We start from the raw sequence: 17,207 nt of genomic DNA, 5'->3' as shown, positions 1-17,207 counted from the left end.
CCCCTATCAGTGAGGAGTCGGTCTTCAATCTACTTTTTAAGATTAGTATTTCAAGTTCGGGTAGAGCGGATATTGCGCTGTCAAATCACGTACCATACCGCGTGCTTTTTCCAATACAGCTTCGTCTTTCGGGTTCTTCAGCGTCAATGCAATCACTTTCGCAATGGTCTTCATCGCTGCTTCATCCATACCGCGGGAAGTGGCGGCAGGTGTACCGATACGAATACCACTTGTTACGAATGGGCTCGTTGGATCGAATGGAATTGCATTTTTGTTCACAGTAATGTTCACGGAGTCTAGCACATGCTCTGCATCTTTACCTGTAATGTTCAAGTTGCGTGTATCAATCAGCATCAAGTGGTTATCCGTTCCGCCGGACACCAAGTTCAAGCCTTCTTCTACCAATCCGGCTGCTAGCGCTTGCGCGTTGTTAACCACGTTCTGTGCGTAAGTCTTGAAGGATGGCTGCAATGCTTCACCAAGCGCAACAGCTTTCGAAGCAATCACGTGCATAAGTGGTCCGCCTTGCGAACCTGGGAATACCGCTTTATCAATCGCTTGTGCCCATGATTTGCGGCAAAGAATCATACCACCGCGAGGTCCGCGCAATGTTTTGTGCGTCGTTGTTGTTACGAAATGTGCATGAGGCACTGGGCTAGGATGCAATCCTGCAGCCACTAGACCTGCAATATGCGCCATATCGACGAAGAACAATGCGCCCACATCATTCGCAATCGCTGCGATTTTCTCAAAATCAATAATGCGTGGGTACGCACTTGCACCCGCTACGATCATGCGAGGTTTGTGTTTGAATGCTGCTTTGCGCAGATCATCATAATCGATGCGGAAATCTTCTTCGGATACGCCATAAGCAACAAAGTTATAGAGTATTCCGGATGCATTGACCGGACTACCATGCGTTAAATGACCGCCATGGGCAAGGTTCATACCGAGAACCGTATCGCCAGGTTTCAATGCCGCTAGGTATACCGCCATGTTCGCTTGTGCACCGGAGTGAGGCTGCACGTTGGCATGTTCAGCACCGAACAATTCTTTGGCACGGTCTCTAGCGATATCTTCCACGATGTCGACATGTTCACAACCGCCATAATAACGTTTCCCTGGGTAGCCTTCTGCATATTTATTCGTAAGAACGGTTCCCATCGCTTCCATAACCGCTTCGCTCACGATGTTCTCTGATGCGATCAACTCAATGTTGTTGCGCTGGCGTTGAAGCTCCAAGTCCATTGCTTTTAATACTTCAGGGTCTGCCTGTCTCAAATGATCTACCATTTCCAATTCCTCCTCATGATTAGCGGAGCAAGGCTCCAATATATTTAGTGCTAATTGCACGTATAAACTGCTCGTTCGCCGCCGATTAACTTCGGCCTCGTTCGGGCCATCGTCACGCGTGCCTGCCCCACCTGCTTAATCGATGGACGTATAGGAACAGCGACGCGGCGCAAATGCATACCAATAAGCGTCTCCCCAATGTCTATCCCCGCATGCGCTTCGATGGTCTCCACGAGACATGGCTCCGTAAGATGACGATACGCATATGACGCCATCGATCCGCCGGCTTTCACAATTGGTACCGCGGACACCTCATCGAGCCGATAGTATTCTGCCGCTGCGCGTTCGACGACAAGCGCTCGATTCAAATGCTCACAGCATTGAAAGGCGAGATAGAAGCCAATTTCGCTGCGAACCTTCTCAAGCCCAGCATACAATTCGGCCGCTATCGCCTCGGCACCGCTCGTCCCGATACGCTGACCTACGACTTCGCTGGTGCTCGTGCCGATCACGACGATCTGGCCTGCTCGAATCGGTGCCGCCTCGACAAGCTCACGTAGGATCTGCTCGACTTGCTGCTGAATAGATTCTTGTCCTTGTTGATTCATCGTAACCGTCTCCTTTCACTTCTTCCACTAAAAAAGAGTCTTCTAGGAGCGATATTGCTGCTCGATTTGATTCACTTTGTTCACACGGTTCACGTGACGCGGCCCTTCGCTAAACGGTGTATCGAGCCATACTTTCACGATTTCCTCTGCAATGCCAGGACCAATCACGCGTTCACCCATTGCCAGTACATTCGTATTATTATGTTCACGCGTTGCTTTTGCGGAGAAAAGATCATGCACCAATGCACAACGGATACCTGGAACTTTATTCGCTGCGATGCTCATGCCAATTCCTGTCCCACAGACAAGAATTCCACGATCAGCTTGCCCCTTCACTACTTGCTCACATACAGCAATCGCATAATCCGGATAATCAACTGAATCCGTACAATTGCAACCGAGATCTTCCACATCATGTCCTAATGAACGTATAACTTGAATTAGCCCGTCTTTGAGAAGCGTTCCTGCGTGGTCTGCGCCAATAGCGATTTTCATAGTCGTTCCTCCTGCTACCCCATCGTAATCGTATTCCATAACAATATGTGTTCAAAAAACCGGCTGACTTATTGAACAACCTCTTATAGTATACCTAATTTGTGGGGAAAAAACGAAAAAAAGAGCATGACGCGTCGAATCCACGTCTTTGCTCTTTTGCCCAGGCGACCGGCCGTATGTTCCGATGCTCCACCGTGGTAATATCCACTTCGTCGCCAGTTACATCGGATCTGTCTCGATAGGATCATCATATCTCAAACGATCATGAAAATCAATGGGGCATTTTCAGCCTTGTGCACGCTTCAGCAGCTTCATTAATGCGCTATGAATTTCGGCCAAGCAATGACGATATTCTCCCAGAGAACCGCCATACGGATCACTTATATCAAAGCTGGGAATGCGCTGTTGCAGCGCAATAATGGCTGCTCGGTCCGAATCCGGAATCGGCTCACCTAAGGCATGCTTCATCTGCCAGTCAGCAATGCGCTCTTCAAGCGTAATCAAATCTGCAATGACTTGCTCGTCCATTTCCACATATTCCTTGAGCGTATAAGTATGCTCAATCGAGCCAGGGAACTGTTGAACAACGTGCTGCTTATGTCCGCTCGTCATCGTCAGGATCAGATCTGCCCATTCGATTTCGCTATCCGTCAGCGGGGTAGACGTAGCTCCCGCAGCAGCAATCTGATGGTCTTGTAACGCCGTAACCGCATTTCTCGAGATGGACGCGCCCTGCGACGCTGCAACACCCGCCGAACGAACTTCGATATCCAGATTTGCATCCTTCGCAAGCTTGCGCAGCAGCGCTTCTGCCATCGGACTCCGGCATGTGTTCCCGGTGCATACGAATAAGATGTTCATCACACGCTCATCTCCTTTTTGCTTGCTAGATTAAATTCGTCTCATCGAATTCAAATTATAAAATAAATAATACGCCAAATGTAAATAAAATAACACCGCCAAACGCCTCGCCATATTCGCTTAGACGATGACTAACTTGGCTGCCAAGCATAAGCCCCAGGATCGACATAATCCCGCCGCACAGTCCAAAGGATAAAATCGTCAGCCATAAGTTAATAGGGAACATGCCTAAGGATACACCTACGGAGAAGGAATCGATACTCACGGAGAGGGAAAATAAAACAATCGCCCAACTGCTGCGATAATTAATGGATTGAACGGCATCTCCCCGCAGGGAGCTATATATCATATGTCCACCGAGCAATAGCAGCAGCCCGCCTGCAGCGAGCGTCGCAACATTACCGAGCAGCGCCCCCAAATACCGCCCCATGTACAACCCAGCAAGCGGCATCAAGATATGGAAGATCGCAACAACGGCCCCGATCTTAATAATCTCTCGCACGCGAATCCCTTTCATACCGATACCCAGTCCGAGCGAGAAGGCGTCAAACCCTAACGCAACGGCCATGACCAGTATGGTGATTAGCTCGCCCCAAATTGCTATGCCCGTTTCCATCCACGTTCCTCCATTGTCCATGTGATCTTGTACAACCATATGCGGACAGGGCCGGAAAGATACATTGAAATTGTGGGACAAGGGGGAAACAACGCAGTAGAACAGGGGATGAGTAACCGAAATTTAGAGCTGGATGATTCGGTGACCTGCAGCCTTCACGAGCCGGTTCATGACCGCAAGGCCAATCCCGTCTTCGGGACAAGCTTCGGCGAGAATCAACGTGACGCCCTGCTCGTCGAATTCACGCAGCGCGGCATAGAGTCGCTGCGCGGCATGCTCCAACGCATGCAAGCTGCCACAGGAGACGACGACATCCGCGCGATACGCGGCGATATGCTCGTCGAAGGCAAGTACGCCACTGCGTTCCCCGCGCTGCGATGCAGCATCGAGCTCGGCTTGAATCCAAGCCGAGACTTGTCCTGGCGCATCGCCCTTAACGATGCTCATGGTCCCGCGCGGCGCATAGTGCGCGTATTTCATCCCCGGCGAACGTGGGGTATGGCCTGCGTCGTCCGCAGGAGCGGCGTGCTCCGCTGTGCCTTGCGCTAAGGCGCTGTCGCCAGCATGGCGACTCGCGTCCGTAATCTGCTCCGTCGATGCCGCGATGGCATCGCTTGGCGCGATGTCGGACGTACGCGTGAGCGCCGGGTCGATCGTGACCTCGGCCGCGACCTCGCGCAGCGCCTCGACCGTGATGCCGCCCGGGCGCAGCACGTTGACGCGGTCGCCGATAAGCTCGACGACCGTCGACTCGACGCCGACGCCTGTCGGCCCGCCATCGACGATGCCGTCGATACGGCCCGCAAGGTCTTCACGCACGTGCGCGGCGAGCGTCGGGCTTGGGCGCCCCGAGCGATTCGCGCTTGGCGCCGCGATGGGGCAGCCTGCACGCGCGATCAACGCGAGTGCGACATCATGCGCCGGCATGCGCACGCCAACCGTCGATAACCCCGCAGTTACGCGGGGGGAGATGACGCCTAGACGTACAGGCAATACGATCGTGAGCGGTCCGGGCCAGAAACGGTCCATCAATTGACGTGCCGTCGAATTGTATGGCAAGACGAGCGTGTCTAGGTCGGCAATATTCGCGATGTGTACAATGAGCGGATTGTCCGATGGTCTTCCTTTAGCGGCAAAAATCTGTTCGACCGCACTTGTACTTCGCGCATCTGCACCAAGCCCATATACCGTCTCTGTCGGAAAAGCGACCGTCCCGCCCGATGCGAGAATCTCCGCCGCTTCATCCAGTGCCTCGGTTGAGGCCTCAAGATCTCGAACTTCCCAATATGTTGTGTTGCGTATCATTTCATTTGCTTGCATGAGCGCTCAGTTCCTTACTAATAAGTTAACCTTTATTATATCACAATTTGACAATCAACCGTTCTAGCTGAACAACCCCGCGATAAAGTCGAATATTTTGACAATCCAATCCCATAAGAAGAAGCGTACTTCCGTCTCTCCGCCACCATCCGCTGGAGTCGTCGATGTCGATCCTCCGTCAGCCACGAGCGGCGCACCTTCCGTATCCGCAGCTTGTGCAACAGCCTCTCCTGTCCCTGCATCGATGAAGCAAAGTGGAGGGAACAACACGCACCACCAGTTCTGACCTTCCCCTTTACCCAGTGTAATGCGGAGAGCCTCATAATCCCCAGCAGGATAGACTTGATCCCCGTACATCTTCGTCGGAAAAGGCACCACGCCAAGTTCAACCTTATACCCGTAATCCTGCTCGCGAGCCGCTAGCTCCTTGCCCACCAATTTCTCAATATCGGACAGGTGATCCTTAATCTTCGCACGCGCTTGCTTCAAACTCTGTGGATCCTCTAATGTTGCTACCCAAGTGTTCACTTGATCTACGACTTTATCACGAATCTCGCGCTTAACCTTCTGATCGAACGCCGAATCCGAATTCGCAAGAATGCGCAGCCGGATTGATTCTTTCGGAATTTCTTGCGTTGCCCCTACCTCTGTTGAAGCCGCCGATACGACAGCTGCCGAACCTACCAGATTTAAGAACCAACCTAATAGAATAAGAATAATCATGATCGAATAAGTGCTTTTTTTCTTAAGAATCTGAATAAGATTTGCCATGTGATGAAGCCTCCCCGCTCTATCCTTTGGTATTTCTCAGTATGTCCAGAACAGAGGGGGATAAACCTATCAACCTAGCATTCTATGAAAAAATAAATCCATGCAAAAAAGGGACGCAGAACCGCGTCCCTTTTCCCTATTCCAAATTGGCATGCCGCCCGAGCATCGCCGTATTATCAACTTCTCCGATGCCCATCAACTGCAGGATGATCGCATCAAATATAATCAGCAGCGACTGTTCGAACAAAGCCCCCATCGGCTGAATGGTCGCACGCGCCAGAGAGGTGTTCTCCTTAGACGCAGCCGGTACTTGAATGATGGTATGTGCAAGCTCGCCAATGGTTGATCCCGGGTGAATCGTGATGGCCGCAACAGATGCGCCAATGGCTCTCGCCTTCTCCGCCATCGCAACGAGACTCTTCGTCTCCCCCGATCCTGAACCAATAATAAGCAGCCCATTCTCCCCGAGGCCCGGCGTCACCGTCTCCCCGACAACATAAGCATTGAATCCGAGATGCATGAGCCGCATCGCGAAGGCACGCATCATCAATCCCGACCGACCTGCCCCCGCAACCAAGATCCGATCCGCACGAACAATCTGAGCGATCAAGGCGTTCATGGATGCTTCATCCACCGCTTGAACGGTGCGCGAGAGCTCTTCTAGAATCCCTGTCGCATAGCTCTGCATCGTTGTCTGCATCGACATCGGCGTTACCCTTGCTGAATCAATTGACGCATTTCGGCAGCCACTGATTTCTTATCCGCATGGCTTGTAATCCCGCCGCCAACGATAACGAGGTCCGGGTTCGCTTGAATCACTTCTGGCAAGGTATCGAGCTTGATGCCGCCTGCGATAGCCGTTTTAGCCTGTTTAACAACGCGTTTGATGGCATTCAATTCCTCGAATGAGTTTTTGCCTTCCGCCTGGTGGTCGTAACCGGAGTGCACGCAGATGTAGTCTACGCCCATCGCGTCGATCTCTTGTGCACGTGTCTCCATGTCTTTGACATTGATCATGTCGACCATCACTTTACGGTTCTGTTTCTTCGCTTCAGCCACAGCGCCTTTAATTGTCGAGTCATCGGATACGCCAAGTACCGTAATAATGTCCGCACCTGCTTCGGATGCTTTCATCACTTCATATCCGCCTGCATCCATGACTTTGAGGTCAGCCAATACTTTCAAATTCGGGAACTGCTCTTTCATCGCTTTTACCGCGTGAAGACCTTCGTTAATGACGACAGGTGTGCCAATTTCTACGATATCGATAAATGCTTCAACCTCACGTACCACTTCGATTGCCTCAGGAATGTTCACGAGATCCAGCGCTAATTGTAATTCCATAATGTTATATACCTCCATAATATCCATGATTGTTTATTCGGGAAACTAGGTATATTCTAGAGTCAGACGGATCAAAAAGGAAGTACGCACTTTGAAGTGGTGTAGTTACTTGAAGGATACTATTGGAGGAGGGAACCGCCTTGGCAACGGAACTTAAAGAACGAATCAATCTCAAAGAAATCAACTGTGAGAAGGAGCTTACCTTAGCGGTCATCGGCGGCAAATGGAAGCTCATCATCCTCTGGCATATGGGACTAGATGGCACTTTGCGCTTCAGCGAACTCAAGAAACGCATCCCCTCGATTACGCAAAAAATGCTGACCAATCAGCTCCGTGAACTGGAGGAAGATCAACTCGTCACGCGCAAAGTGTACGCGGAGGTTCCGCCGCGTGTGGAATATTCACTGACGGCCTATGGTGAGAGCTTGATGCCGATTCTGCAGATGATGTACAAGTGGGGCAAGGAGTATGGCGAAGAAGTGGTGTGGAAGGACTGAGGTGGTGAAATCCTCGGAGATCGTCGTCTGAAGGCCATGGGGATGCCACGTCCTGCGGTGTGGCCTAAGTTGGATATATGCAGGATAGAGCATCAATAAGTGCCTATTACGCACCTATGTTGGATATTTGCAGGATACGTAGGCTAATTCCTACGATATACCTTGAAATTCAACAGCTACAGTGCAATTTTCCAACATAGGCACTGTATTGGGGAAAATTGTACGGAAATTAGTGCAATAATCCAGTATAGAGCTTGCGTGACGGACAGCTAGACAAGACGATACGCCCCCCACATAGTGATGAATATTGTGTATTAAAAAGAAAGACCTCTTGCCCCACATCACAGTGGAGTTTGAGGTCCTTTCGCTTAAATTCGGGGCATTCCCCCGCCATACGAACAATGTGGGACAGCCCCTTTTTCTTATATACCGTTCATAACACGCTTATGCCTGCTCACGCACCGCGATCACATGCCGCTCAATGCCCGCGTAATCAGACACGATGTACACCGTGTCCCAATGCCCCGCCGCCTCCATCCAGGCGGCGACCTCACGAGCTTGGCCTTGCCCAAGCTCGAAGCCCACGACGCGCGGCACGGCTGCCAGCAGCGGCAGCTGCGCGAGCATACGGCGGTACGGATCGAGTCCGTCCGTACCGCCGTCCAATGCGGTGCGCGGCTCGAAGTCGCGCACCTCGGGCTGCAACCCCGCGATCGTCTCCGCGGGGATGTAAGGCGGATTGGACACCAGGATGTCCAATCTCATGCCCGCCAGCGGCGCCAACAGGTCGCCGCTGTGCCACGCGATGCGCGCCGCTGCGCCGTGGCGCGCTGCATTGTGCTGCGCTACAGCCAGCGCAGCGCCTGAGATGTCCGATGCGTTAACCTGCCACATCGGACACTGAACCGCCAGCGTCACCGCAATCGCTCCGCTCCCGGTGCCGATGTCGCAGACCGTCGGCTCGCCGTCAGGCCAGAGACGGCGCCCCTCCTTCACGATCGCTTCGACGAGCAGTTCCGTCTCCGGCCGCGGAATCAATACATCAGGGGTTACCTCAAAAGGAAGCCCATAGAACTCCTGCTCCCCTATGATATATTGTGCAGGCTCACCGGCCGCTTTGCGCGCCAGCACCATTTGCCATGCCGCCGTATGTTCCACCGGGAACAGCTCCGTCATTCGCATAAAGAACTCTGCACGGCCTAAGCCAAGCAAGTGGCAGAGCAAGAGCTCCGCATTATGCGACGGTTCCATCACTTGATGCTGTGCTAAAAAAGAAGAAGCCTCTAGCAAGGCTTCGCGAATTGTACCATTCATCTATATCCACGCTCTTTTCTCTACGAAAGATCATGCTCTCGAGCGGAGCTGTTACGCGTTGACTTTCTCCATCATTTCAGCCTGCTCGGCAAGCGTCAACGATGAAATAATCTCATTCATGTCACCGTTCATGATAGCATCCAGCTTGTGCAATGTTAGGCCAATACGGTGATCCGTCACACGGCTCTGCGGATAATTGTACGTACGAATACGCTCACTACGGTCGCCCGTTCCGACTTTGCTCTTCCGCTCGCCTGCATATTTTGCCTCTTCTTCTTGACGCATCACGTCGAAGATCCGAGCGCGCAATACTTGCAATGCTTTATCCTTATTGGAGTTCTGCGATTTCCCATCCTGACATGTTGCCACGATCCCTGTTGGAATATGCGTTACACGAACGGCCGATTTCGTCGTATTAACGGACTGACCGCCCGCACCACTCGAACAGAACGTATCTACGCGAATATCTTTATCGTGAATTTCAATATCGAGATCTTCAACTTCCGGTAGCACAGCGACCGTTGAAGTCGATGTATGAATACGTCCGCCCGATTCCGTTGCCGGAATACGCTGTACGCGGTGTGCGCCACTCTCGTATTTCAGACGGCTGTAAGCACCTTTACCATTGATCATGAAGATAACCTCTTTGTAGCCGCCAAGGTCGTTCATGTTCACATCCATCAATTCAACACGCCAGCCTTGTGCATCTGCATAACGCGTGTACATCCGATATAAATCCGCAGCGAATAACGCCGCTTCATCGCCGCCTGCCGCACCGCGGATCTCGACGATAACGTTCTTATCATCATTCGGATCTTTTGGCAGCAAGAGAATGTGAATACGCTCCTCCAGCTCCTTCTGACGAGAGCTAAGCTCATCAATCTCCATTTTGACCATTTCTTTCATCTCATCGTCGAGCTTCTCAGCTTGCATCATTTTCGCCGCTTCGAGCTCTTCCATGACGGTCTTATATTCTGTGTACGCTTCATACGTCTCTTGCAGATCGGACTGCTCTTTCGAATATTCACGCAGCTTCTTCGAATCGTTCGTCACATCTGGATCACACAATAACTCACTCAATTTATCATAACGATCTGCTAACGATTGCAATTTATCGATCATGATGGAATCACCTCAATTATTGATTATTTTCTACATATGCTATCTATTTGAACGGTCTCCAGCATATTGTCTATCTACACCGGAATCACCTGACTCTCTCACATTTTACGTACGGACCCAAAGTCCTTAACCATTATAACCAGAAACCATCGAAAAACCTAGTCATCTCTTGCAAAATTCGTCAATTATCCAAGCCAGCATAAATTCAAGCGGAAAATTGCCATACTACGTGTTATGATAGTCACCAGAATAAAAGGAGGACTTACGTTCAATGAAACCATCGAAGAACGGTCCTTTCCGTATTGCGCTCGCCCTAATCATCTTGATTCTCCTGACTAGCTGTCAACCTGAACCAAATAAGGAAGAGACCAAAGAACCGGAAAAACCGAGTGAGCAGGAACACCTCATGTACGACCAACCCCCGAAGCCGATTAAGTATACAGGTAATGTATTTCATAGTGAACAATGTCAGTTCAAATTTAATTTACCTACCAAATGGAAAAATAATTTCATTGCGATCGAGCGTAGAGGAAAAGAAATTCCAACAGCGGAATGGGAGACGGTATTCGTCTTCTCACCGGGTGGTAAGTTCACCCAAAAAGAAGCGCCTTTATTAACCATCACACGCCTTTCTCGCAAAGCTTATCAGAAGCTGCGTGCCGAAGATGGGCCGATCCCAGGGACAGTGCTGAAGAGTAACGAATCCTACGTCTGGCTGGGGATACTGCCGCAGTCCAATCCCTATGATCCGAATAGCCCTGAAGGTCAGAAATTCCAATCCCTCTCCATCGACTACCTGATCTTACGCAGCTACTTCGTCCCTTGAGGCGTCCCCAAATAGTGAGGAGGCTGAGGGCATCTGCCCCCAGCCTTAGAAAAGGTATACAAGTTCTATACGTTAAACCGGAAATGCATAACATCGCCGTCTTTAACAACATACTCTTTACCTTCGAGACGAAGCTGTCCGCGTTCTTTCGCAACGTTCATCGAACCTGCTGCAACGAGATCATCATAGGATACAACCTCTGCACGGATGAAGCCGCGTTCGAAGTCACTATGAATGACACCTGCCGCTTGCGGTGCTTTCATCCCTTTACGAATCGTCCAAGCACGAACTTCCTGTACTCCCGCTGTAAAATACGTATACAATCCAAGTAGACGGTAAGCCGCTTTGATAAGACGGTTCAAACCAGATTCCTCAAGACCCAATTCTTCGAGGAACATCGCTTTGTCTTCGCCTTCAAGTTCTGCAATCTCCGCCTCTACTTTGGCGCTGATCGGCACGACTTCTGCATTCTCGGCCGCTGCGAATTCCTTTACTTTGATAACATATTCATTGTCGTCAGCACTTGTGACGCCATCTTCACTCACATTTGCCGCATATAGAACAGGCTTCATCGTAAGCAAGTGAAGATCACGAATCACCAATTTCTCATCATCCGTTAATTCCACGCTGCGGGCAGGCATGTCTGCATAGAGAGCTTCTTTTACCTTCTCCAGCACTTCCACTTCGGCTGCGTACTGCTTGTTACCGCCCTTCATATTCTTCTTGGAACGTTCGATACGCTTCTCAACGCTCTCAAGATCCGCAAGCACGAGCTCCAAGTTGATCGTCTGAATGTCGCTGATTGGATCAACTTTGCCGTCGACATGCGTGATGTTCTCATCTACGAAGCAGCGCACCACATGTACGATCGCATCGACTTCACGGATATGTGCAAGGAACTTGTTCCCTAGTCCTTCCCCTTTGCTCGCACCGCGCACAATACCAGCGATATCGATAAATTCGAATGCTGTAGGTACCGTCTTATTCGGTGTAACCAACTCTGTCAATTTATCTAGGCGCTCATCCGGTACTTCAACGACGCCCACGTTCGGATCAATCGTACAGAAAGGATAGTTCGCTGATTCCGCACCTGCTTGTGTAATTGCATTAAACAAAGTCGATTTACCTACGTTCGGCAAACCAACGATTCCCGCTTTCAATGCCATATCTATTCGCAACTCCTTCAAGGTTCATCTAATCATTATAACATATTCGTCTAAAATATCTTTATCATTATAACCACAAACACATAAAAAGCCTAGTCATTGGCTAGACTTTAACTGTATCGTCTTAACTATCTCATAACCGGGGTGAAGCGCACAATGGAAAATAAAACACACAAGGGCAATTATACCGGTACCACGAACATGAAAGCCAAAAATCAAGACATGGCCTTCGTCAATGATACGATTGAAGGAGCCAAGTCGGTCACACCTTTCAACACAGGGAAGAAGAAGAAAACGGATTAACCCTGTTCGGCTAGTCCTGCATTCAAAAAAACAAAGTGCCCGCGTCTTAAGTGACCTTGGCACTTTGTTTTTTGGCGTATGAATTTATAGATCATCTTCCCAATTCAATTCTTCTGGTTGCGGCTGAGCAGGCGTTGTTGGCACTTGCGGAGGGTTCCACTTGGAATTAATGTAGGAGATCATGAAGCAGATTCCCCCTAACACAAGGAACACGACCACTTTGTAAATCGTCGCTTGTTCAGCAAGGTCGATAATCATCGTTTTTGCAGCAACAAGCAAGAGCACAGCCGTACCGAAAATCCGGAAGAACCATTGATTACTGTACGCTCCCCAGAGGAACAAGAGCAAGGAGTAGAGTGCCCATGAGATCGATAATGTTAATCCCACACCCCGGAATTCGTACACTTCGAATAACGTCTGAACTTGGACCGTTAGCAAGCCCCCTACAATAAAATGGCTCATAAGGGACAATACCGTTGACATCATTTTTTGTCCCCACGAACTTAACCCCTTCACATCCAAATGAAGCGACATATAGAAGCCGAATAAAGCAAGCAGCATCCATGCAACTGCTCCCCAGTTCAGAAAAGGGATGAATACACCGAACCATTCCCCGCGCGGCGTACTCCACGTGACAACGTACCAATAGAGACCAATGGAAGCCCAGATCGTCACGCTTGCGTATTTAAGCCCCTCTATCGCGCACCATTTCGCAGTAACCAGTACAGTTGCGGCAATGAAGACCCAGAGATAGACGCTAATCAGCGGTTTATATTCCCATCCTTTGCCGAATTGCGATGTTGCAATAATGACAAGCAGCAATCCGCCAAAAAGCTTCGTCATGACTGGCATACTCCATACCTTTACAAGCCGCTGCACCACAATGGCCGCTGCAATGTACAGAACACCCATCACGAACATAGGTACCGCGAATGACACGAAGCCTCGAACCAGCACGAGCGACCATAACCCGAAGATCACTGCGTTTGCAATTCCCAAGTACACATGCAAGCCATTGAATTTCAGCTGTTCCTTATACGAAGCGATGAACATGGCGATGAAATAAAAGCCGTATGCGGCAAGAGCATATAAAAAAGGCTTACTCCAGAACCTATCGACGTCCGGATGGAACAAGATGAAATACACGGCATAGAGAATCCATGTGCCAATAAAGCTAACTAACCGAAGCTCGAGCCACTTCTTCATGACGCTGATATACCAGAATGCTGAGTTAATAACGAGCAGATAGAGGAACAACGAGAATACTTGATCCGTCACCGGCTGCATGACAATAGGTGACAAAATCGCTCCGACCAGCCCAATGGACATCAAGAGTCGAGAGTTGAACCGAACTGCATAGGTACATGTACCAACGGTGATTGCGAGCATGGATAACAAGACAACCATCGAGTCCCACAGACTATAATAGACACCTGCGAAGGAGCAGGTCATATAGAGCAGTGCGATACCGAGTCCCGTAAACACCTCACTGATGACCGTGTTAGAACGCAGGGCCCCACGAAGACCTGCCACGACCAGTCCGCACCCCGCCAGAATACCTGCGCCAATCTTCGTCGAATCATGAATGAAGTCGAGATCAATGGAATATTTGAGCAATGTGATTAATGCAATGAATATGAATATTGCGCCGAGCAATGTCGGCCAGTTCCGCTCTATTCGATGAATCATCCGTTACCCTCTCCTCACCTGGAACTTTATGACCTGGTCATAATTCCATTGTAGCTTGGAATCCGATAACGAATAGTACCATCTTCTTATAGTACCTTCACCACAAAAAATAAACTGTTATACCAGGGGCAAATGAACAAGCAGGGCGGAGGCGTATTACGTATTGTATATTAATTCGGCTAAAGGAGATGAATTTAAAAATGAAACGTAATTGTGGAAGCAACATGAAACCAATGGGATATCCTTCTAATGTTAGTCCTGCGAACGTAGGCCCGTCGAACATGGGTCCATCCAACATGGGTCCATCTAACATGGGTCCATCGAATGTTAGCCCTTACGCAATGCAGCCTATGCCTATGCCTATGCCTATGCAACCATCCACATTGCCAGCGATTGTAGCTCCAACGCAAACGGTTGTTAACAACAAGTACCACACAGCAACACAACCGATCGTTCATCCAGTCAATGTCGTTAACCAACATCACACGATCCCTGTCCCGCAACATTTCTGCCACGTCACCGAATCAGACGTACACTGTGGCATGCGTGCCCGTACTAAAGCCGTTCGTAAAAGCACTCGCAGCAACCGTAAATCCCGCTAATCCCCATCCCGTACCTGCCCTGATTTAAGGGTAGGTACGGGCATCATGGCCTGTTCAATGAATAACCCGTAGGAGGAGGGTGTCTCTTGGAAGAGCCTGCGTTCGATCTTTGGGAGCCCTTTGCCACCGACTATTCCAATCATCGCAAAGGGCGGACAAGAATCGACTGGAAAGAGATACCCTCCCCGATCCACTATTCATTGCATACATGAAAAAGAGTACCTGCTCTTACATCAAGCAGGTACTCCTTTACCTAAAACAAGCCCATGTCCTTCGCCTTCTTAGCCGCTTCTTTACTGCTCTTGCCTGGCAGCTTCTTCAGAATATGGCTTACGTGATTTTTCACGGTACGAATGGAGATCACGAATTTATCGGCGATTTGTGTCTGCGTATAACCTTGGTCGATCATCGACAAGACTTGAATTTCGGCCGGCGTGATCAGATCCTTCAGCTTCTTCGCCTCATACTCTTGTTCCATCTGCTTCAAGCGGCGGAACTCCTCTCGGATTTGCTCGGCAACCTGCGCGTCAATCGGCGAACTCTCACGATAAGCCTCACGTATCGCCCCAGGAATCGCCCCAAAGTCGGACTTCACCAGATAATTAACCGCCCCCGCTTTGAACGCATCGAAGATCACCTGCTTCTCCGTCAACGACGAGAGCATAATAATTTTCGCCTCACACAACGCACTAATTTCGGCGGTTAATGCAATCCCCTCCATCGAATCAACCAGCATGATATCCATGAGGATGACATCCGGGTTCAAGGCTGGAGCAAGCGTACGTGCATCAGCCGCGTTTGCAGCCGTACCAATGACCTCCATATCCGCCTCTTTCGTGACATAAGCGGACAACCCCCTTCTCCAATCCTCGTCATCCTCCACGAGGAGCACGCGAATCATTGTCATGCTCCAGCCTCCCGACTTGCTCGTTTATTTTTGGCAAAATGTAAATAGACTGTTGTTCCGCCCGATGGACGGCTCTCGATTCGCATCGTCCCGCCATGCTTCTTCATCACTTGATAACAGTAAGCCAGTCCCAGCCCAAAGTTGTTCGAGCTGCTTGCCTTCGTCGTGAAGAATGGGTTCATCACCTTGCCCAGATGTTCCTTCGGAATACCGTCCCCTGTATCTTCAATGCTTACGATCCACAACCGCTTGGTCTCATTCCGTAGAATTCTCAGCTTGCCCCCTTGCAGCATCGCTTCAATGGCATTCATCATAATATTATGTAGTGTCTCATGAACTTGAGCGCGATCAATGACAAGTTCCATCAACGCTTGATCATCGCCCCATGACGTGCTGACCTCGATACCCGATTGCGTAAGCTTTGGACGAAGCATCTCGATCGTCTCCGAGATTAATGTCTCAAGTTGTACCGGTTCCGGTCTGAGGACCAAATCCTGTGTATTATGCTGCACACGGCTCACCATTTCCTGAATATGTGTCGCAGCACGCGCTATCACCTTCACATCTTGCCTCAGCTCATCCTGAGAATCTTTGTTTGGCGAAGAGATAAGCTTGTCGCAGTAGAGCTGGATTTTGCCAATATCATTCTTAATCGCATGATTTAGAATCGCTGTCCCGGAAGTAATCGCTCGGAGCGTCCGATCCATTTGGCGGCGCTCAATATAGAGCTGGACCCCAAGGAAGCCCGATTTGAACAAAGCGGTCACGAAGATCAGAAAAGCAAGTGTGATCGTCCAGACGTTATACCGCCACATCTCGTAGATGCCAAGCGCCGGCATCACATAATTCATCACCATCGCGAATAAGACAGCAGGAACGACCGCTATCATCGTCACCTGATGGGAACGCTGCTCCCACGGCTGGACACCGCGCTTACGCACAATAAGCACTGTCCCGATGACAATATAAGGTACCGCCCAGTAGACAAGCACGTTATAATCTGGTGGATAATAGTGATGAATGAGGAACATACCTACGACAGGTAATAGCAAGAGCCAATGGAGCGAGCGCCATTTCGGCTGCAGTTGCGGTAATCCATGGTATGTTCCCGCGAATCTTACATAACAGTAGGGCAATCCATAATAGCTAATTAACGAGAAGACCGTCATAGCGATATAGAGACCTTCATCCGTTGTTGCTGTTCCCCCAAGAACCGATACGACAGGCCGTATCACTTCTTGCAGCACGGATGCCAGGGCACCCGAACCACCGCAGAATGCGACGCTGCTCAGCCAGCGGGCCGAGCGATTGCGCCAGCCGGATAGTAGTAATAATAGAGACGCAATCCACAATACAATCAGCACAAAAATCAAATGATATTCCCCGTCCTCATAAACCATGCATTTTCATCATTATAACATAATCACTAAACATTCCCTGACATATCTTGGTGGAATTAGCGCCTATAAGAAA

At 49.9% G+C, this 17,207-nt stretch carries 19 protein-coding genes and 1 riboswitch; of the genes, 4 read left to right on the top strand and 15 right to left on the bottom strand.

Annotation, left to right across the window (positions count from 1 at the left end; genetic code table 11):
* Positions 1-42: 42 nt before the first annotated feature.
* From C558_RS0102720 to hxlA, 9 genes are all read right to left on the bottom strand, one after another.
* Positions 43-1,293 (bottom strand): serine hydroxymethyltransferase, encoded by a 1,251-nt coding sequence (locus tag C558_RS0102720; RefSeq protein WP_018754685.1) that lies wholly within the window; start codon positions 1,291-1,293, stop codon positions 43-45.
* 50 nt (positions 1,294-1,343) lie between these two features.
* Positions 1,344-1,901, bottom strand: a complete 558-nt coding sequence (locus C558_RS0102715) for a TIGR01440 family protein (RefSeq protein WP_018754684.1) — start codon at positions 1,899-1,901, stop codon at positions 1,344-1,346.
* Between the two features lie 42 nt (positions 1,902-1,943).
* A complete protein-coding gene (gene rpiB, locus C558_RS0102710) occupies positions 1,944-2,396 on the bottom strand; it encodes a ribose 5-phosphate isomerase B (protein WP_018754683.1) in 453 nt (150 codons plus the stop codon).
* A 151-nt stretch (positions 2,397-2,547) separates the two neighbouring features.
* Positions 2,548-2,629, bottom strand: a riboswitch (ZMP/ZTP riboswitch).
* A 52-nt stretch (positions 2,630-2,681) separates the two neighbouring features.
* Entirely contained in the window at positions 2,682-3,257 is a 576-nt protein-coding gene (locus C558_RS0102705; protein WP_018754682.1) for an arsenate reductase/protein-tyrosine-phosphatase family protein, read from the bottom strand.
* A gap of 55 nt (positions 3,258-3,312) precedes the next feature.
* Complete coding sequence (locus C558_RS0102700; protein ID WP_018754681.1) at positions 3,313-3,873, bottom strand: manganese efflux pump MntP; 561 nt, start codon at positions 3,871-3,873, stop codon at positions 3,313-3,315.
* A gap of 123 nt (positions 3,874-3,996) precedes the next feature.
* Entirely contained in the window at positions 3,997-5,193 is a 1,197-nt protein-coding gene (locus C558_RS0102695) for an L-threonylcarbamoyladenylate synthase (RefSeq protein ID WP_018754680.1), read from the bottom strand.
* Between the two features lie 63 nt (positions 5,194-5,256).
* Positions 5,257-5,964, bottom strand: coding sequence for a stage II sporulation protein R (spoIIR, locus tag C558_RS0102690; RefSeq protein WP_018754679.1), 708 nt, complete (start codon positions 5,962-5,964; stop codon positions 5,257-5,259).
* Between the two features lie 136 nt (positions 5,965-6,100).
* Complete coding sequence (hxlB, locus tag C558_RS0102685) at positions 6,101-6,670, bottom strand: 6-phospho-3-hexuloisomerase (protein WP_018754678.1); 570 nt, start codon at positions 6,668-6,670, stop codon at positions 6,101-6,103.
* 5 nt (positions 6,671-6,675) lie between these two features.
* The gene (hxlA, locus tag C558_RS0102680) at positions 6,676-7,308 is read right to left on the bottom strand and encodes a 3-hexulose-6-phosphate synthase (RefSeq protein ID WP_018754677.1); all 633 of its coding nucleotides are present in this window, start codon (positions 7,306-7,308) and stop codon (positions 6,676-6,678) included.
* Positions 7,309-7,448: 140 nt separating this feature from the next.
* Here hxlA and C558_RS0102675 point away from each other — a divergent pair, with 140 nt between their 5' ends.
* Positions 7,449-7,805 carry a winged helix-turn-helix transcriptional regulator gene (locus C558_RS0102675; RefSeq protein ID WP_018754676.1) on the top strand — a complete coding sequence of 119 codons (357 nt, stop codon included), beginning with the start codon at positions 7,449-7,451 and terminating at the stop codon, positions 7,803-7,805.
* 444 nt (positions 7,806-8,249) lie between these two features.
* On the opposite strand, the gene prmC is transcribed toward C558_RS0102675, so the two are convergent.
* Together prmC and prfA are read right to left on the bottom strand one after the other, a co-directional pair.
* The gene (gene prmC, locus C558_RS0102670; protein WP_018754675.1) at positions 8,250-9,119 is read right to left on the bottom strand and encodes a peptide chain release factor N(5)-glutamine methyltransferase; all 870 of its coding nucleotides are present in this window, start codon (positions 9,117-9,119) and stop codon (positions 8,250-8,252) included.
* Between the two features lie 51 nt (positions 9,120-9,170).
* A complete protein-coding gene (prfA, locus tag C558_RS0102665; RefSeq protein WP_018754674.1) occupies positions 9,171-10,241 on the bottom strand; it encodes a peptide chain release factor 1 in 1,071 nt (356 codons plus the stop codon).
* Between the two features lie 271 nt (positions 10,242-10,512).
* Between prfA and C558_RS0102660 the strand changes: the two genes are divergently transcribed.
* Positions 10,513-11,067: a hypothetical protein gene (locus C558_RS0102660; protein ID WP_018754673.1), complete on the top strand. Its 555-nt coding sequence runs from the start codon at positions 10,513-10,515 to the stop codon at positions 11,065-11,067.
* Between the two features lie 65 nt (positions 11,068-11,132).
* Here C558_RS0102660 and ychF read toward each other — a convergent pair whose 3' ends face one another.
* Positions 11,133-12,233, bottom strand: a complete 1,101-nt coding sequence (ychF, locus tag C558_RS0102655; RefSeq protein ID WP_018754672.1) for a redox-regulated ATPase YchF — start codon at positions 12,231-12,233, stop codon at positions 11,133-11,135.
* Positions 12,234-12,389: 156 nt separating this feature from the next.
* Here ychF and C558_RS34155 point away from each other — a divergent pair, with 156 nt between their 5' ends.
* Positions 12,390-12,536 carry a hypothetical protein gene (locus tag C558_RS34155; RefSeq protein WP_018754671.1) on the top strand — a complete coding sequence of 49 codons (147 nt, stop codon included), beginning with the start codon at positions 12,390-12,392 and terminating at the stop codon, positions 12,534-12,536.
* 84 nt (positions 12,537-12,620) lie between these two features.
* Here C558_RS34155 and C558_RS0102645 read toward each other — a convergent pair whose 3' ends face one another.
* On the bottom strand, positions 12,621-14,225 hold the full coding sequence (locus C558_RS0102645; protein WP_018754670.1) for a DUF2339 domain-containing protein: 1,605 nt from the start codon (positions 14,223-14,225) through the stop codon (positions 12,621-12,623).
* A 224-nt stretch (positions 14,226-14,449) separates the two neighbouring features.
* Between C558_RS0102645 and C558_RS33585 the strand changes: the two genes are divergently transcribed.
* Complete coding sequence (locus C558_RS33585) at positions 14,450-14,827, top strand: hypothetical protein (protein ID WP_211220726.1); 378 nt, start codon at positions 14,450-14,452, stop codon at positions 14,825-14,827.
* Positions 14,828-15,080: 253 nt separating this feature from the next.
* Here C558_RS33585 and C558_RS0102635 read toward each other — a convergent pair whose 3' ends face one another.
* Both C558_RS0102635 and C558_RS0102630 read right to left on the bottom strand, forming a co-directional pair.
* Positions 15,081-15,734 (bottom strand): response regulator transcription factor, encoded by a 654-nt coding sequence (locus C558_RS0102635; RefSeq protein WP_018754668.1) that lies wholly within the window; start codon positions 15,732-15,734, stop codon positions 15,081-15,083.
* On the bottom strand, positions 15,731-17,134 hold the full coding sequence (locus C558_RS0102630; protein ID WP_018754667.1) for a sensor histidine kinase: 1,404 nt from the start codon (positions 17,132-17,134) through the stop codon (positions 15,731-15,733). Before C558_RS0102630 ends, C558_RS0102635 begins: the two co-directional genes overlap by 4 nt.
* Between the last annotated feature and the right edge of the window lie 73 nt (positions 17,135-17,207).

Source organism: Paenibacillus terrigena DSM 21567, assembly GCF_000374845.1.
Lineage (GTDB): Bacteria > Bacillota > Bacilli > Paenibacillales > Paenibacillaceae > Paenibacillus_K > Paenibacillus_K terrigena.
Note: the sequence above shows the minus strand (reverse complement) of the source record. Positions and strands in the feature narration are given on the sequence as shown.

Excerpts from the sequence above, each read along its gene's own strand:
- C558_RS0102720 (WP_018754685.1), bottom strand. The coding sequence starts at position 1,293 with ATGGTAGATCATTTGAGACAGGCAGACCCTGAAGTATTAAAAGCAATG.
- C558_RS0102715 (WP_018754684.1), bottom strand. The coding sequence starts at position 1,901 with ATGAATCAACAAGGACAAGAATCTATTCAGCAGCAAGTCGAGCAGATC.
- rpiB (WP_018754683.1), bottom strand. The coding sequence starts at position 2,396 with ATGAAAATCGCTATTGGCGCAGACCACGCAGGAACGCTTCTCAAAGAC.
- C558_RS0102705 (WP_018754682.1), bottom strand. The coding sequence starts at position 3,257 with ATGAACATCTTATTCGTATGCACCGGGAACACATGCCGGAGTCCGATG.
- C558_RS0102700 (WP_018754681.1), bottom strand. The coding sequence starts at position 3,873 with ATGGAAACGGGCATAGCAATTTGGGGCGAGCTAATCACCATACTGGTC.
- C558_RS0102695 (WP_018754680.1), bottom strand. The coding sequence starts at position 5,193 with ATGCAAGCAAATGAAATGATACGCAACACAACATATTGGGAAGTTCGA.
- spoIIR (WP_018754679.1), bottom strand. The coding sequence starts at position 5,964 with ATGGCAAATCTTATTCAGATTCTTAAGAAAAAAAGCACTTATTCGATC.
- hxlB (WP_018754678.1), bottom strand. The coding sequence starts at position 6,670 with ATGTCGATGCAGACAACGATGCAGAGCTATGCGACAGGGATTCTAGAA.
- hxlA (WP_018754677.1), bottom strand. The coding sequence starts at position 7,308 with ATGGAATTACAATTAGCGCTGGATCTCGTGAACATTCCTGAGGCAATC.
- prmC (WP_018754675.1), bottom strand. The coding sequence starts at position 9,119 with ATGAATGGTACAATTCGCGAAGCCTTGCTAGAGGCTTCTTCTTTTTTA.
- prfA (WP_018754674.1), bottom strand. The coding sequence starts at position 10,241 with ATGATCGATAAATTGCAATCGTTAGCAGATCGTTATGATAAATTGAGT.
- C558_RS0102660 (WP_018754673.1), top strand. The coding sequence starts at position 10,513 with ATGAAACCATCGAAGAACGGTCCTTTCCGTATTGCGCTCGCCCTAATC.
- ychF (WP_018754672.1), bottom strand. The coding sequence starts at position 12,233 with ATGGCATTGAAAGCGGGAATCGTTGGTTTGCCGAACGTAGGTAAATCG.
- C558_RS34155 (WP_018754671.1), top strand. The coding sequence starts at position 12,390 with ATGGAAAATAAAACACACAAGGGCAATTATACCGGTACCACGAACATG.
- C558_RS0102645 (WP_018754670.1), bottom strand. The coding sequence starts at position 14,225 with ATGATTCATCGAATAGAGCGGAACTGGCCGACATTGCTCGGCGCAATA.
- C558_RS33585 (WP_211220726.1), top strand. The coding sequence starts at position 14,450 with ATGAAACCAATGGGATATCCTTCTAATGTTAGTCCTGCGAACGTAGGC.
- C558_RS0102635 (WP_018754668.1), bottom strand. The coding sequence starts at position 15,734 with ATGACAATGATTCGCGTGCTCCTCGTGGAGGATGACGAGGATTGGAGA.
- C558_RS0102630 (WP_018754667.1), bottom strand. The coding sequence starts at position 17,134 with ATGGTTTATGAGGACGGGGAATATCATTTGATTTTTGTGCTGATTGTA.